This window comes from Peribacillus cavernae (assembly GCF_003989135.1).
Classification (GTDB): domain Bacteria; phylum Bacillota; class Bacilli; order Bacillales; family DSM-1321; genus Peribacillus; species Peribacillus cavernae.
In genome coordinates this window covers 605886-621553 of record NZ_RYZZ01000007.1, presented here as the reverse complement: position 1 = coordinate 621553, position 15668 = coordinate 605886, and the positions used below count along the sequence as shown (strand labels likewise).

Below are 15668 nucleotides of genomic sequence, written 5' to 3'. Positions count from 1 at the left end.
GTTATACTGTCTTATCATCTTAAGCGCAACTCTAATGAACGATCCTTGTTTCTTCAACTGCTGCAGACACAGTTACAATATGCAGGTTTTTCTTTTTGATCTCCCTAATTAACGTTTCTAAAGAATCTGCCGATGATTTCGTCGGATGCATTAATACGAATGCTCCGGGATGAATCTTGGAAAGAACCCGGGTGGTCAATACGTCGGGACTTGGCTTCTGCCAGTCAATCGTATCAACGCTCCACATAATCGTTCCCATCCCTAATGAATCTGCTATTTTTACTGTTTCATCCCGGTAGCTTCCGCTTGGCGGCGCAAACCATTGGGATTTGACTTTAGTAACAGCTTCAATGACTTCATTGGTCTTCTGCAGTTCCATTTGGGAAGCAGGAGCAGGAAGTGTTTTCATATTTGGATGTGAATAGGAATGATTGCCGATTTCATGGCCTTCCTCCTCAATCATTTTCGCAAGCGCCGGATTATTCTTGGCCCATCTGCCCTCAAGGAAAAACGTCGCTTTGACGTCATTTTTTTTCAAGGTAGTAAGCATACTCTGCACATATTCGTTTCCCCAGGCTACATTTACTAAAAAGGAGACAACCGGTTTTTCTGGATGTGCCCGGTAGATCGGGGCGGGCTCAAGGTCACTCAGATGAGTCTTAGGCGGAACCTGTTTATATATCAGTTTTTTCTCATCGAATTTTCCGGACTTCTTCATTACATGATAGGATGCCTTAATATCCACTTTTACTCCATTATAACCCGGCACTGCTTTCCAGATCGGGTCGATTCTAGCCGGACGAGGGGGCGCTTCATATTCCTTAGCGTTGTTTTCAATCTCCAAATAAAGGCTGTCCTCCTGCCCTGACGCAAAGGATGCATTATGTTTTAGGTCAATTAAATAATGATTTGTATAAGGATTTTGCACTAATAACCATGATATACCTGCAATGGCACTTATCGCAACTATCTGCTTCCATTTATTATTCATTTTTCCGACCTCCTTCATACAAAATGTATGAGGAATTCGGACAAGGTAGAACATTTGGTACCTGGTTCAAACAGCATAAAAAGGCATGCGATTTCATAAGGAACCGCATGCCGGTTAATTTTTGTTCTTATTAGCCCTGGGAATTGTTAGCTGCTTCTTTTTGTTCTTTCAGGACTGCTTTGCGGGAGAGATTAACTCTGCCCTGTTTATCGATTTCGGTAACTTTCACAAGGATTTCATCGCCAATTGCCACAACGTCTTCAACCTTGCCGACTCTTTCTTCGGCCAGCTCAGAAATATGGACCAGGCCATCCTTGCCATTGAAGATTTCCACAAATGCGCCAAATTTCTCGATACGCTTGACTTTACCAAGGTACATCTGGCCAACTTCCACTTCACGGACGATATCTTCAATGATTTTTTTCGCTTTTTGGTTCATTTCTTCATTTATTGAAGAAATGAATACAGTGCCATCCTGCTCGATATCGATTTTCACACCTGTTTCTTCAATGATTTTGTTGATGTGTTTCCCGCTTGGCCCGATTACGTCCCGGATTTTATCAGGATTAATAGCCATTATAAGGATTTTTGGAGCATATTGGCTTAATGCTTCGCGCGGCTGATTCAACGTTGCCAGCATCGAGTCAAGAATATGCATGCGCCCTCTTTTTGCCTGTTGAAGAGCTTCTTCTAGAATTTCCCGTGAAAGTCCTTCAATCTTGATATCCATTTGCAGGGCAGTAACTCCCTTTGCCGTTCCTGCCACTTTGAAATCCATGTCTCCGAGATGGTCTTCCATGCCTTGAATATCAGTGAGGATTGTATAGTAGTCCCCTGATTTGACAAGCCCCATTGCAATACCGGCCACTGGAGCCTTAAGCGGAACACCCGCATCCATCATAGCAAGCGTACTTGCGCAAATACTGGCCTGGGAAGTGGATCCGTTTGATTCAAGCACTTCAGATACTAATCTTACTGTATATGGAAAGTCCTTTTCAGCCGGAATGACTGGCTCCAGTGCTCTTTCGCCTAAAGCTCCGTGGCCGATTTCACGGCGTCCCGGCCCTCTCATCGGTCCAGTTTCACCGACACTGAATTGCGGGAAATTGTAATGATGCATAAACCGCTTTGATTCTTCCGTTCCAAGTCCATCGAGAATCTGGACATCGCCAAGGGCTCCTAAGGTACAGATAGAAAGAGCTTGCGTCTGGCCGCGGGTAAATAAACCGGAACCATGTGTACGCGGGAGCAAACCTACCTCAGAAGAAAGCGGTCTGATTTGATCGGGATTTCGGCCGTCCGGACGTACTTTTTCTTCGGTAATCAGGCGGCGCACTTCCGTTTTCACCAATTTATTTAGGATTTCCTTTACTTGCTTACGTTCAGCCTCATCCACTTCTTTTTCTTCAAACTGGGCCATCACACGATCTTTCACTACTTTAATCGCATCTTCGCGTGCATGCTTTTCCTGGACCTGTACAGCTTTATTGATGTCATCTTCACAAAGTGATTTAATCTGTGTTTCAAGTTCGGCATCTACTTGATAAAGGGTGACTGCCTTTTTTTCTTTGCCAAATTCAGCAGCAATGCCTTCCTGGAATGCAATCAATTTCTTGATTTCCTCATGGCCAAACATGATCGCCTCAAGCATTGTCTCTTCAGGCACTTCATCAGCACCCGCTTCAACCATGTTAATGGCATCTTTTGTACCTGCCACTGTTAAATGAATATCACTTCGCTCCATCTGTTCCACAGTCGGGTTCATGATGAATTGGTTGTCTATCCGGCCAACGATAACCCCGGCAATCGGCCCATCAAATGGGATATCCGAAACAGTAAGCGCAAGGGAAGATCCAAACATTGCAGCCATTTCAGTCGAGCAATCCTGGTCCACGCTCATCACAATGCTGATAACTTGAACTTCGTTACGAAAACCGTCCGCAAATAAAGGACGGATTGGACGGTCGATCAAACGGCTTGCCAGGATTGCCTTTTCGCTTGGTCTTCCTTCACGTTTGATAAAGCCGCCGGGAATCTTCCCTACAGCATATAATCTTTCCTCATAGTTAACTGTCAGAGGAAAAAAGTCCAGGTTCTTTGGTTCTTTTGAAGCGGTCGCTGTACTTAAGACAGCGCTGTCTCCATATCTGACAAGAACCGCACCGTTAGCCTGCTTGGCCAATTGGCCGATTTCAACAGTCAGCTTTCTGCCGCCCCAGTCGAATGAATAAGTTTTCTTATCCTGTGACATCTTTTTCATAAACCCCTCTCTACTTCTTAGCTAGGTTAACAGCAATATCGATTAATTATGTAAAAAACAACGCACTGCTTATATTGCCTCGCTGGCGTATTATTATAAAGCTAACAAAAAAGCGGGAAAATTTCCCGCTTTCTTGAAAGATTATCGACGTAAACCTAATTTGTTGATCAGTTCACGGTAACGCGTTACATCTTTATTACGTAGGTACGTTAAAAGATTACGGCGTCGACCGACCATTTTAAGAAGACCGCGACGTGAGTGGTGGTCTTTCTTGTGGGTACGTAAGTGTTCGTTCAAATTGTTAATATCCTCTGTTAGGACAGCAATCTGAACTTCTGCAGATCCAGTGTCAGTTTCATGAGTTCTGTACTCATTGATGATTTCATTTTTACGTTCTTGCGTAATAGCCATCCTTTTCACCTCCTAATGTTTCTTGAAATCCCCAATTCCTGAGCCAGCGTCGGTGACTCGACTAGCCAAGCAACGGTTATTTTCATACAACTAATAGAATACATCTTTTCTGAGATAATTGCAAGTCTACCTTTGAAGCAAAAAATAAGCCTGGGCCTCCGCCTTGTCTGCATCGATCTGTTTGACAAGCTCTTCAAGCCCGTTGAATTTCCGTTCGCTTCTCAGGCGTTTGTGCCATTCTATTTCTGCCTCTTCCCCATATACATCGCCATTGTATGATAACATATGGACTTCTACAGAAGGGTGTTCCGGTCTTTTTTCGTGAAATGTCGGTTTATAACCGACATTGCAGACCCCGTCATACCAGCTTCCTTGAATGTATATACGGACGGCATAAACGCCAGTGGCAGGAAATAAATAATTATCGCTCACTTCAATATTGGCTGTCGGAAATCCGAGCTTGCGCCCTCTCTTTTCGCCATGGATGACGATTCCTCGTGTGGTATAGAAACGCCCGGCAAGGTGGTAGAATTCTGTGAAGTTCCCTACTTCAAGCGTGTTTCTGATTCTTGTAGAGCTGACCTTATCCTCTTCAAGTGTCTGTTTTTCCACGATGGTCTGGGTAAAACGGCCTTTGGAGTATAACGGCAGTGTCTCCATATTTCCTTTGCCATAGCGGCCGTATGTGTAATCAAACCCTGCCACGACATGGCGGACATTTAAATTGATTAAATAGTCATCGACGAATTCCTGAGGAAGCAGGGATGCAAATTCTTTCGTAAAATGAATGATAAACAGGTACTCCACATTAAACTTTTCCATGAGTGCAATTTTATCCTGTATCGGAGTGATATAGCGTACATGCTTGACATTTTTGCCTAACACCGTTGAAGGATGAGGGTCGAATGTCATGACACCCGAACTCATACCGCTGCTTTTGGCTGCATCGACCGCGTTTGTTATCACGGTCTGATGTCCTTTATGCACACCGTCAAAGAAACCGAGCGCGATTGCGAGCGGCGGAAATTCATCGGCGTTGAATTGATGAGGATGTTCTATTGCGATTACTTTCACGTTCTATTCTCCTCTTTCTATAAAAAAAAGCGCAAGCTTATGATTAATTCCTATATCAAAACCTTTACAGGCTTGATCAGGTTTTCTTTAACAGGATGAATCTGATAAATGGCCAAGGCCTTTTGGATGCTGTCAACCAAGACAAACGGGATACCTTTCCCGACTGGTAAATCCTTCGGCTGCTCCATTACTGCGCCATTTTTTACTTTCTTTGCTACTTTATCACTAATCTGATATTTCGGCAAATGGATCAGCCCTCTTTCCAACGGCAGAAGAAACTCATCTTCCCGCCCGTCAGCCGCCATTTTCTCCACTTCCTCGAGGCTTTTGCAGTCATCAAGCGTAAACCCGGCTGATTGAATTCGGATGAGATCTGACATGTGAGCTGGATAACCGAGCCTTTCCCCTATCATTACGGCTAGTGTTCTGATATAGGTGCCTTTGCTGCAGCTGGCCCTGAATCGAAACGAGATAGTCTTGCCTGTGAATTCTTCCCGGTCATCAAGCAACACAAGCTCATGGATGGTTACTGTCCTTGTCGGCCGTTCAACCGCGAGGCCTGCCCTTGCGTATTCATAAAGCTTTTTACCGTTTACCTTTACGGCCGAATACATTGGAGGAGTTTGTTCAATCTCTCCGGTCAGGGAAGCAAGCACTTGGAGGATCTTCTCTCTGCTGATTGCTTTGGAAACCGCTTTTTCCGTGACTTTTTCTCCACTCGCATCTTCCGTAGCAGTAGAAAATCCAATCATTACTTCACCTTCATAGGCCTTTCCTGAATCTGTTATGTATTCGGCTATCTTTGTGGCCCGGCCGATACAGATCGGCAAAACCCCGGTTACATCGGGATCAAGCGTCCCAGTATGTCCAACCTTTTTTGTTTTCAGTATCTTTCTGAGTTTAAAGACACAATCATGCGACGTCATACCTTTTGGCTTCCGTAATGGCAATATTCCTTCCAAACAAAATCACCTCTTTAGTTATGGCTTACTTATCAGTGCAGAAAAAAAGATAGACAAATGATTGTCTATCTCCTGGCCGTTTTTCGATGCCTGGGTCTGCAGCTTGATACACATTGGTACAGGCCCGTTGTTATTCCTCATCTTTTTGGGAAGGTTTTTCTTCGGAACGGATTTGATGGATTAACGTATCAATTCTGTTTCCATAATCGATCGATTCGTCAAATTCAAACGCAATTTCTGGGGTTTTGCGCAGCCGGATTCTTTGTCCAATTTCAGAACGGATAAATCCTTTCGCTTTCGCAAGGCCCTTAAGCGTGTTTTCCCTTTGTTCTTCATCGCCGAGCACCGAAATATACACAGTTGCTTGTTGAAGATCGCCAGTTACCGTAACGTCCGTTACCGTAACAAAGCCAATGCGCGGGTCCTTAATCTTGCGGCCGATGATCTCACTCAATTCTTTCTTCATTTGTTCGCCAACACGATTCGCACGAAGGCTCATAAAAAAATCACCTCGCTAGCTTATAGCCATTCTATATCTGTTATTGTGCGCTCCAGTTCCGGAAAAGAATCTAGAAATTGCAGGGCGTTTTGCAATTCTCTCTCAGTGGCCTTGCGCGATGATGTCACAGTGACGATAGCAATTTTCGTCCGCTGCCAAACATCCTGATACCCGGTCTCGGCCACTGAAATGTTGAACTTTTGTTTGAGCCGTGTCATGACACGCTGAAGCACGGCTCGCTTTTCTTTCAAGGTGCGGGCGTCATGAATGATGCATTCACATTTGGCCAAGCCGATAATCACTTGCGCTCAACTTCTTCCATGACAAATGCCTCGACCACGTCGCCTTCCTTGATATCATTGAAATTTTTAATCGTAATCCCACACTCATAATTTTGCGCTACTTCTTTCACATCATCTTTAAAGCGTTTCAAAGCGTCGATTTCACCTTCAAAAATGACGACACCCTGGCGGATCAAGCGTATGCCGCTGTCACGCGTAATCTTTCCGTCGGTAACATATGAACCAGCAATCGTACCGACCTTAGAAACCTTGAATGTCGTACGCACTTCAGCCTGGCCGATGATTTTTTCCTCAAATTCAGGATCAAGCATCCCCTTCATGGCCGCTTCGATTTCTTCGATGACTTTATAGATGATCCTATGCAGACGAACGTCGACGTTTTCTGATTCGGCCGCACGTTTAGCATTTACATCCGGACGTACATTAAATCCAATGACAATTGCATTGGAAGCAGTTGCCAGGATAATATCTGATTCAGTAATGGCACCGACACCATTGTGGATGATTTTAATTTTAGCGCCTTCTACTTCTATTTTCTGAAGGGAGGCAGCAAGCGCTTCAGCAGAGCCTTGAACATCAGCTTTCAAAATGATATTCAGTTCTTTCATTTCCCCTTGTTGCATTTGTTCAAACAACGTATCCAAAGTTACCCGCGATTTCTCGCTGCGCTGTGAAGCGAGCTGTATTTGCGCGCGTGCTTCCCCGACCTGTCGTGCAGTTTTTTCGTCTTCAAATACGATAAAACGGTCACCCGCCTGCGGCACTTCGTTCAATCCGGTAATTTCAACAGGAGTAGACGGCCCTGCTTCTTTAACCCGGCGGCCTAAATCGTTCACCATGGCACGGACACGCCCGAAAGAGTTACCAACAACGATAGGGTCACCGACTTTCAAATTCCCGTTTTGGACAAGCAGGGTTGCCACTGAACCGCGGCCTTTATCAAGCTGAGCTTCAATAACAGTTCCGACTGCTTTCCGATTTGGATTCGCCTTATATTCTTCCACTTCCCCGACAAGCAGAATCATTTCGAGCAGGCTGTCGATGCCTTCTCCCGTTTTCGCGGAGATTGGAGCAAAAATGGTGTCGCCGCCCCATGATTCTGGTACAAGGCCGTGTTCAGTCAGCTCCTGCATAACACGGTCCGGATTGGCAGCCGGCTTATCCATTTTATTTACCGCTACAATGATCGGAACCTCAGCTGCTTTAGCATGGTTAATTGCTTCGATTGTTTGAGGCATTACTCCATCATCTGCTGCAACGACGAGAATCGTTATATCCGTAACCTTCGCACCGCGTGCGCGCATTGTCGTAAAGGCGGCGTGCCCGGGTGTATCAAGGAAGGTGATTTTCTTATCATTGACGGCTACCTGGTACGCGCCGATATGCTGGGTGATGCCGCCTGCTTCCCCTTCTGTCACTTTCGTATTACGGATGGAGTCAAGCAAAGTTGTTTTACCATGGTCAACGTGCCCCATGATAGTAACGACGGAGGGACGCTCGATTAAGTTTGCCTCGTCATCGTTGGTTACCAATGCTTCAAGATCCGTGATATCCACTAATATTTCTTCTTCAACTTCCACATTGTATTCACCTGCAACAAGCTCGATGGCATCTTTTTCAAGTGATTGATTAATCGTTGCCATAACACCTAGCATGAAAAGCTTTTTAATGATTTCAGAAGGTTCACGGTGCAGCTTCTTCGCCAGTTCGGCAACTGTCAGCGATTCCGTAAACGTAATCTTTGAAGGCAGTTCTTTTTCTTTTCTTTTTGGAACCGGAGCAGAGGAGCGCTGCTGAGGTCTTTGTTTATTGTTTCTATTGTTTCTATTGCGGTTATTGTTGTTATTGTTGTTATTGCCTTTAAAAACTTTTGATTCTTTTTTCTGGCTTTCCTGGGCGGTTTTCTTGCCGATAACAGGCTTTGCGACGGTTTTCTTTTGAATCTTTTCGGTCTTCTTCACGCTGCCCGTATTTTCATCGGCCTCAGCTTGATACTTCTCAAGAGTAGAGGACGGTTTTGGCTGGATGTCTGCTGCTTGCTTCTGTCCTGCGTTTGGTTTCTTCTCTTCTTTTGGCTTATAGCTTTCATTCAACTTTTTAACCGCTGAATCTTCTAATGCTGTCATATGGTTGTTTACCTCAATATTCATTTCTTTAAGTTTATTAATAACGTCCTTGCTTGGAACGTTCTGTTGTTTTGCATATTCATAAACACGCAATTTGTTCATACGTTCACCCCCGTAAAATTTAATCGAGCAACGTCTGGAGTTTTCGTGCAAACCCTTCATCCAGCACGGCGACTACAACTCTTTCTTCCTTGCCGATCGCCCGGCCGAGCAAAGACCTGTTTTCAACTCTTTTGACAGGTACTTTAAAAAACTTGCACTTATCAGAGATTTTTTTTTCCGTATTTGAAGAAGCGTCACAAGCGAGCAGTACGAGCTTCGCCTTGCCGCTTCTAATCTCTTTTATCACTAATTCTTCTCCGGAAATTAGCTTACGCGCTCGATTTGCTAAACCTAATAGAGACATCCATTGGAGCTGTGTCATGTAGTTGAATGGTTCTCCTTTTCCGCTAATTCCAGCAGCTGTTCATAGAGGGATGGATCGATCGCCGCACCGAGTTGGGCTTTGAGCACATTGTTCTTCTTTGCAAGCTCAATTATGGCCCGGTCAAGTGTTAAATAAGCACCACGTCCGGATTTCTTTCCGGTAGGATCAATGCTTATTTCTCCTTCTTTGGACCGGACGATCCTGATTAATTCTTTTTTTGGTCTCATCTCGCCGGAAGCGACACACTTTCGCATCGGAATTTTTTTGCGGCTATTCATCTCGGATCACCTCTTGCTTACTCATTATCTTCAGAAAAGTCATCGTCATCTTCAAAGCTGTCCCTACTTAGAAGAAAGTCCTGCTCCGCGACCGGATAGATCCCAGCTGAGCGGGCTTCCGTTTCACTCTTTATATCAATTTTCCAACCAGTTAACTTCGCAGCAAGACGGGCATTTTGCCCGCGTTTGCCGATGGCAAGGGAAAGCTGGTAGTCAGGAACGATCACCGTCGTTGCTTTTTCTTCCTCCTTGACGACCACTTCAAGCACCTTCGAAGGACTCAGGGCATTCCCCACAAAGATGACGGGATCTTCCGACCACTTTACAATATCAATTTTCTCGCCTTTAAGTTCATTCACGATCGCCTGGACGCGCTGCCCTTTTTGGCCGACACAGGAACCCACCGGATCGACTTCTTCGTTATCGGAATGAACGGAAATTTTCGAACGGTCTCCCGCTTCTCTGGCTACCGATTTAATTTCCACCGTTCCGTCAAAAATTTCTGGAACCTCGATTTCAAACAGGCGCTTTAGCAGGCCGGGATGCGTTCTGGATACGAAAATCTGCGGTCCTTTAGACGTTTTTTCCACCTTTGTAATAAATACTTTAATGCGGTCATGCGGTTTATATTGCTCATTCGGCATTTGCTCGTTGATTGGCAGCAGGGCTTCTATCTTGCCAAGCGATACATAGATGAAGCGGGAATCCTGGCGCTGCACAATCCCTGTCATGATATCTTCTTCACGATCGATAAATTCAGAATAAATGATTCCGCGTTCCGCTTCCCGTACACGTTGCGTAACCACCTGCTTGGCTGTTTGTGCTGCAATGCGGCCGAAATCCTTTGGCGTAACTTCCATTTCCACGACATCATCGAGTCGGTAGCTCGGATTGATGCTCTTTGCTTCTTCGATCGAAATTTCAAGCCGCGGGTCGAATACCTCCTCTACGATATCCTTTCTCGCGAACACTCTCATGGAACCTTTCTCAAGGTTTAAGTCAATCCGCACATTTTGGGCTTGATTGAAATTACGACGGTATGCTGAAATAAGTGCAGCCTCGATCGCGTCGATTAAAACATCCCTTGAAATGCCTTTTTCCGTTTCTAGTACATTGAGAGCATCCATTAACTCACTGCTCATGGTTGATCCCCCTTCATGTTCATTTGTTCTTTATCTTTCCTATTTAAAAAGTTACCGCCAGCCTGGCTTTGGCTACTTTTTCATATGGAATTACAACTGTTTTCTTTTTTGTCTTGATGGTTACTTCCAGGGCTATTTCATTCCCGTCAAAACCCGTAAGGATGCCCTCAAACTCTTTTTCATCGAGAATGGGTTCATAGGTCTTTATGTATACGTTTTTGCCGATTGCTTTTTGAAAATCTTTGTCTTTCTTCAATGGCCGCTCAGCGCCAGGTGAAGACACTTCCAGAAAATAGTTTTGTGGAATCGGATCGGCTTCATCGAGCTTTTCACCGAGCTTTTCGCTGACCTGACCGCAATCCTCAATATCAACTCCGCCCTCTTTATCGATAAAAACGCGGAGAAACCAGCTTTTTCCTTCCTTGGCGTATTCCACTTCCACTAATTCTAGCTCTAACTCAACGAGAATCGGAGCAACAAGCTCTTCTACGATTTCAGTTACCTTTTTACTCATATGTTTCCTCCATACATGGTCGTTGTACTCTCTTTGAAATTTATAAAGAAAGGATAACTTTTAAATGTATACAGATGTCAGGCTCTTCCGCTTTTCTGTAAATATAGTCATTACAACACGAAAGAGTGGGTTTCCCCACTCTTGCCATTGGTTTATCTTAGTATTTCCAATAAAAATATACCATAACCGCGATTCTTTTGCAAATGTCCGGCCTGGTTATTAGAAAAGCGTAAGCCGCTTCAGTTTAAAACAATGAAAGCTGGTTTTGATCCGGCAAAGCTTCAAGGCAGCCTTGTTTATCGAGATATTCAAGGATTGTTTTAGACACTTTTCCGCGTTGCTGAAGGTCTTCCTTTGAAAGGAACTCTCCATTCGCTCGGGAGCGGACAATATTTAATGCCGCGTTTGTCCCGAGCCCTGGGATAGAATTAAAGGGCGGAATCAAAGAATTTTCTTCAATGATAAATTCACTGGCACTTGATTTATATAAATCAATTTTTTTGAAGGAGAAGCCCCGTTCGCACATTTCAAGCGCCAGTTCCAGCACCGTCAATGTATTTTTTTCCTTCGTCGATGCGTCCAGCCCTTTTGCATTGATTTCTTCTATCTTTGAACGGATCGCTTGAGAGCCCCGTGCCATCGCCTCCATTTCAAAATCCTCGGCACGTACAGTAAAGTATGCCGCATAATACAAAAGCGGCAGGTGAACTTTAAAGTAAGCGATACGAACTGCCATCAATACGTAAGCAGCAGCATGGGCTTTTGGGAACATGTATTTAATTTTCTTACATGAGTCGATATACCATTCCGGGACTTCATTTTTCCGCATTTCCGCTTCAAATTCATCGGAAAGTCCTTTTCCTTTACGCACCGATTCCATGATTTTAAACGAAAGCGAAGGCTCCAGTCCTTGATAAATCAAATAGACCATGATGTCATCGCGGCAGCCAATAACCTCGCTTAAGGAGCAGATACTATTGTGTATCAGTTCCTGTGCATTTCCGAGCCAGACGTCGGTACCGTGGGACAATCCGGAAATCTGAACCAACTCCGAGAATGTAGTCGGTTTTGTATCCTCAAGCATCTGGCGGACAAAACGCGTACCGAATTCCGGAATCCCGAGGGTGCCGGTTTTACACATGATTTGATCTGGGGTGACACCAAGCGACTCGGTCCCTGAGAATATTTTCATGACTTCGGGATCGTCTGTCGGGATTGTTTTCGGATCAATTCCGCTCAAATCCTGAAGCATCCTGATCACGGTCGGGTCATCATGCCCGAGAATATCAAGTTTTAGTAAATTGTCATGTATCGAATGGAAGTCGAAGTGCGTCGTTTTCCATTCGGACGTCCTGTCATCAGCCGGAAATTGGATCGGCGAAAAATCATAAATATCCATATAATCAGGGACTACGATTATGCCGCCCGGATGTTGTCCAGTCGTCCTTTTAACGCCTGTACAACCGGAAACTAACCTGTCGACTTCAGCCCCTCTCAGATGGAGGTTATTATCAGAAGCGTATCCTTTCACATAGCCGTAGGCCGTCTTGTCAGCGACGGTACCAATTGTACCAGCCCGGAATACATTGTCTTCACCAAACAATACTTTTGTATAGTTATGGGCATGGGGCTGGTATTCTCCCGAAAAGTTCAAATCGATATCAGGTACCTTGTCCCCTTTAAAGCCAAGGAACGTTTCAAATGGGATGTCATGTCCGTCTTTTTTGTATCTGATTCCACAATTCGGACAGTCCTTATCCGGCAGGTCGAAACCGGAACCGACAGAACCATCATTAAAGAATTCCGAATGTTTGCAATCCGGACAGATATAGTGCGGCGGCAGCGGATTGACCTCCGTAATTTCCGTCATGGTTGCAACAAAAGACGAACCTACCGAACCACGCGAACCAACCAGGTAACCATCATCCAATGATTTTTTTACGAGCTTGTGGGAAATCAGATAAATAACGGCGAATCCATGGCCGATGATACTTGTTAATTCCTTTTCAAGGCGCGCTTCGACAATTTCCGGCAGCTCATCGCCATAAATCTTTTTGGCCATGCTGTAGCTCATGTCACGCATCTCATCTTCAGCACCTTCAATTTTAGGTGTATAGAGATCGTCTTTGATTGGTTTAATGTTTTCAATGCTATCAGCAATCTTATTCGAGTTCTCGACAACGATTTCCTTTGCCTTCGCATCGCCCAGGAATGAAAATGCTTTTAGCATTTCATCCGTCGTCCGGAAATGGACGTCGGGAAGCTTATGACGGTTTAAAGGATTCGCGCCTCCCTGGGAATTGACAAGGATTTTCCGGTAAATTTTATCATTCGGCTCAAGATAATGAACATTTCCGGTGGCAACTACTGGTTTATCAAGCTTTTCGCCAAGCTTGATGATATTTGAGATGATGTTCTCCAGTGATTTTTCATCACGGACATATTCCATTTCAATCATATGCTGGTAGACGTCTTTTGGTTGAACTTCAATATAATCATAGAATTCAGCAATATCAACCACTTCCTCAAAGGCCTTTTGCATCATTCCTTCGAACACTTCGCCCTTGCCACAGCCAGAGCCGACAAGAATGCCCTCCCGGTATTTCTGCAGCTGTGAGCGCGGAATTCGCGGTACACGGTAAAAATAGTTAATATGCGAAGTGGACACCAGTTTAAAAAGATTTTTCAATCCAGTCTCATTTTGCGCAAGCAGGGTGCAATGATAGGGGCGCGAGCGCTGGTATGCATTCCCTTCCCCCATATGTTCATTTAATTGATCATGGTACACAATTCCTTTTTCATCGGCATCATTCAGCATTTTCAGCAGCAAATAGCCGGTAGCCTCAGCATCATAAATTGCCCGATGGTGCTGGGTCAATTCTATGTCAAATTTTTTCGCAAGAGTATTTAAGCGATGGTTTTTGAAATCAGGGTATAAAAAGCGCCCGAGCTCCAACGTATCAATAACAGGGTTAGCAGCCTTGGGGTGGCCGATCTTTTTATAGCCGACATTCAGAAACCCCATATCAAAGCTGGCATTATGCGCTACTAAAGTTGATTCCCCGGCCCATTCCCTGAACTCCCCGAGGACCTCTTCAATTTCCGGGGCGTTTTCAACCATATCATCGGTGATTCCCGTCAAGTCAATCGTTGTTGCTGACAGGGGGTGATGCGGGTTGGCAAAACGTTCAAAACGGTCGATAATTTCCCCATCCCGCATTTTCACTGCTGCAAGTTCGATAATCGCATCGTATACCGCAGACAGACCGGTTGTTTCCACGTCAAATACAACATATGTATCTTCTGCGAGAACGCTGTGGTCATCGTTATAAGCAATCGGTACACCATCATCTACCAGGTTGACCTCTACACCATAGATAATCTTTATATCATTTTTCTTTCCGGCAGCGAATGCCTCGGGAAAGGATTGGGCACCTGCATGGTCGGTGATCGCGATTGCCTTGTGGCCCCATTTTTTTGCCTGGGCGACAAGCGCGGCCACAGGAGTTACCGCATCCATCTGGCTCATCGGTGTATGCAGATGCAATTCTACGCGTTTTTCGTCTGTAGGCGCTAGGTCCATCCGGCCAGGCTTGGATATTTCATTAATATCATTTGCGATCATGACTAAATCACGGACGAACGTATCGTTCTGGATGCTTCCCTGCGTACGGACCCACATCCCTTTCTTCACACGGGCGAGCAGTTCGGCATCCTCTTTATCGCGGGAGAATATTTTCACTAAAAGCGAGCTTGTATAATCGGTTACCTTGAAGGTTAATAAAGTCCGCCCGCTGCGAAGCTCTTTTGTCTCAGCATCAAAAACAAAACCTTCGATGGCAATCCGGCGTTCTTCATCAATAATTTGCTCAATTCTTCTGAAGTCGGCATCATCCTTGATCGTGTAACCGATTTTGACCGGTCCCTGATACTCGCTGCCATTACCTGACTTTTCGTTCTCTTTCTTTTGCATTTCCGTAATGGCTGCAACAGCATTTGCTTCATCTTCCTTTTGTTTCTCCTCGAGGAACTGCTTGTAATCATCCTCTGAGGCAGAAACTTCTGCGTCAAGCGATAAGGGTGGAAAACCGAAATTTTGATATATGCTTGAAATGAGCCCTGAATATTTTCGTTTAAGCTGGCCCGCTTCTGCTTCATTGCGCGCCTTGACGATAAGGCGATGCCCTGCGATCCGCGGTTCCTGTTCGTTCAAAAGCGTTAAAAGCGCCGGCGAGATTCCTTCAAGTTCTCCGATGCAATTTTTCCAATAATCCTTGATTATTTCTTCATTCACCTGCGGATTTTGCACAGCCAGGCTGAACGAAACCTTTGCGATATGAGCAAATGTCGCTGATAGGTGTGTGGCCAGCCTTGTATAGACACTGCATGGAATCAGTTCTTCAAGCTTAAAGGCGAAGTGCCAGCTTTTTGATTCCCTTTCGATCGAAAGCTTTTCAATTTCAGCACGATAAAAATAGGCCACAAAGGCATCTTCCGTCAGTCCAAGCTGTTGGAGCAAGAGTTGAAATCTCTCTCTTCCACTATTCGGATCTTGATCCATTCCCGCTCTCTCCTTTTCTAGTAAATCTATTGTTTTCATTCAAAAAAAGACAAATTTCGCCAACTGCTTATAAGAAAAGGGCGGTCCCCATAAAAAGGAACGCGACTAACGTCCGCCACGC

The 15668-nt window shown here is 44.8% G+C and carries 13 protein-coding genes; all 13 read right to left on the bottom strand.

Annotated elements, in window-relative coordinates:
* Window positions 1–31 precede the first annotated feature (31 nt).
* Window positions 32–991 carry a polysaccharide deacetylase family protein gene (locus ELQ35_RS09140; protein ID WP_126864511.1) on the bottom strand — a complete coding sequence of 320 codons (960 nt, stop codon included), beginning with the start codon at window positions 989–991 and terminating at the stop codon, window positions 32–34.
* Window positions 992–1121: 130 nt separating this feature from the next.
* On the bottom strand, window positions 1122–3242 hold the full coding sequence (gene pnp / locus ELQ35_RS09135; protein ID WP_126864646.1) for a polyribonucleotide nucleotidyltransferase: 2121 nt from the start codon (window positions 3240–3242) through the stop codon (window positions 1122–1124).
* 150 nt (window positions 3243–3392) lie between these two features.
* Window positions 3393–3662: a 30S ribosomal protein S15 gene (gene rpsO, locus ELQ35_RS09130; protein ID WP_126864510.1), complete on the bottom strand. Its 270-nt coding sequence runs from the start codon at window positions 3660–3662 to the stop codon at window positions 3393–3395.
* A 126-nt stretch (window positions 3663–3788) separates the two neighbouring features.
* Window positions 3789–4736 (bottom strand): bifunctional riboflavin kinase/FAD synthetase, encoded by a 948-nt coding sequence (gene ribF, locus ELQ35_RS09125; protein WP_126864509.1) that lies wholly within the window; start codon window positions 4734–4736, stop codon window positions 3789–3791.
* Between the two features lie 50 nt (window positions 4737–4786).
* Window positions 4787–5698 carry a tRNA pseudouridine(55) synthase TruB gene (truB, locus tag ELQ35_RS09120; RefSeq protein WP_126864508.1) on the bottom strand — a complete coding sequence of 304 codons (912 nt, stop codon included), beginning with the start codon at window positions 5696–5698 and terminating at the stop codon, window positions 4787–4789.
* Between the two features lie 130 nt (window positions 5699–5828).
* A complete protein-coding gene (gene rbfA, locus ELQ35_RS09115; protein ID WP_126864507.1) occupies window positions 5829–6197 on the bottom strand; it encodes a 30S ribosome-binding factor RbfA in 369 nt (122 codons plus the stop codon).
* A gap of 20 nt (window positions 6198–6217) precedes the next feature.
* Complete coding sequence (locus tag ELQ35_RS09110; RefSeq protein ID WP_126864645.1) at window positions 6218–6496, bottom strand: DUF503 domain-containing protein; 279 nt, start codon at window positions 6494–6496, stop codon at window positions 6218–6220.
* Window positions 6496–8727 carry a translation initiation factor IF-2 gene (infB, locus tag ELQ35_RS09105; RefSeq protein WP_126864506.1) on the bottom strand — a complete coding sequence of 744 codons (2232 nt, stop codon included), beginning with the start codon at window positions 8725–8727 and terminating at the stop codon, window positions 6496–6498. The genes ELQ35_RS09110 and infB overlap by 1 nt, the downstream gene beginning before the upstream one ends.
* Window positions 8728–8746: 19 nt before the next feature.
* Entirely contained in the window at window positions 8747–9049 is a 303-nt protein-coding gene (locus tag ELQ35_RS09100) for a YlxQ family RNA-binding protein (protein WP_126864505.1), read from the bottom strand.
* The gene (gene rnpM, locus ELQ35_RS09095) at window positions 9046–9330 is read right to left on the bottom strand and encodes an RNase P modulator RnpM (protein ID WP_126864504.1); all 285 of its coding nucleotides are present in this window, start codon (window positions 9328–9330) and stop codon (window positions 9046–9048) included. Before rnpM ends, ELQ35_RS09100 begins: the two co-directional genes overlap by 4 nt.
* Before the next feature lie 17 nt (window positions 9331–9347).
* Entirely contained in the window at window positions 9348–10472 is a 1125-nt protein-coding gene (gene nusA, locus ELQ35_RS09090; protein WP_126864503.1) for a transcription termination factor NusA, read from the bottom strand.
* 43 nt (window positions 10473–10515) lie between these two features.
* On the bottom strand, window positions 10516–10986 hold the full coding sequence (rimP, locus tag ELQ35_RS09085; protein WP_126864502.1) for a ribosome maturation factor RimP: 471 nt from the start codon (window positions 10984–10986) through the stop codon (window positions 10516–10518).
* Window positions 10987–11230: 244 nt separating this feature from the next.
* Entirely contained in the window at window positions 11231–15547 is a 4317-nt protein-coding gene (locus tag ELQ35_RS09080; RefSeq protein WP_126864501.1) for a PolC-type DNA polymerase III, read from the bottom strand.
* Window positions 15548–15668: the final 121 nt, after the last annotated feature.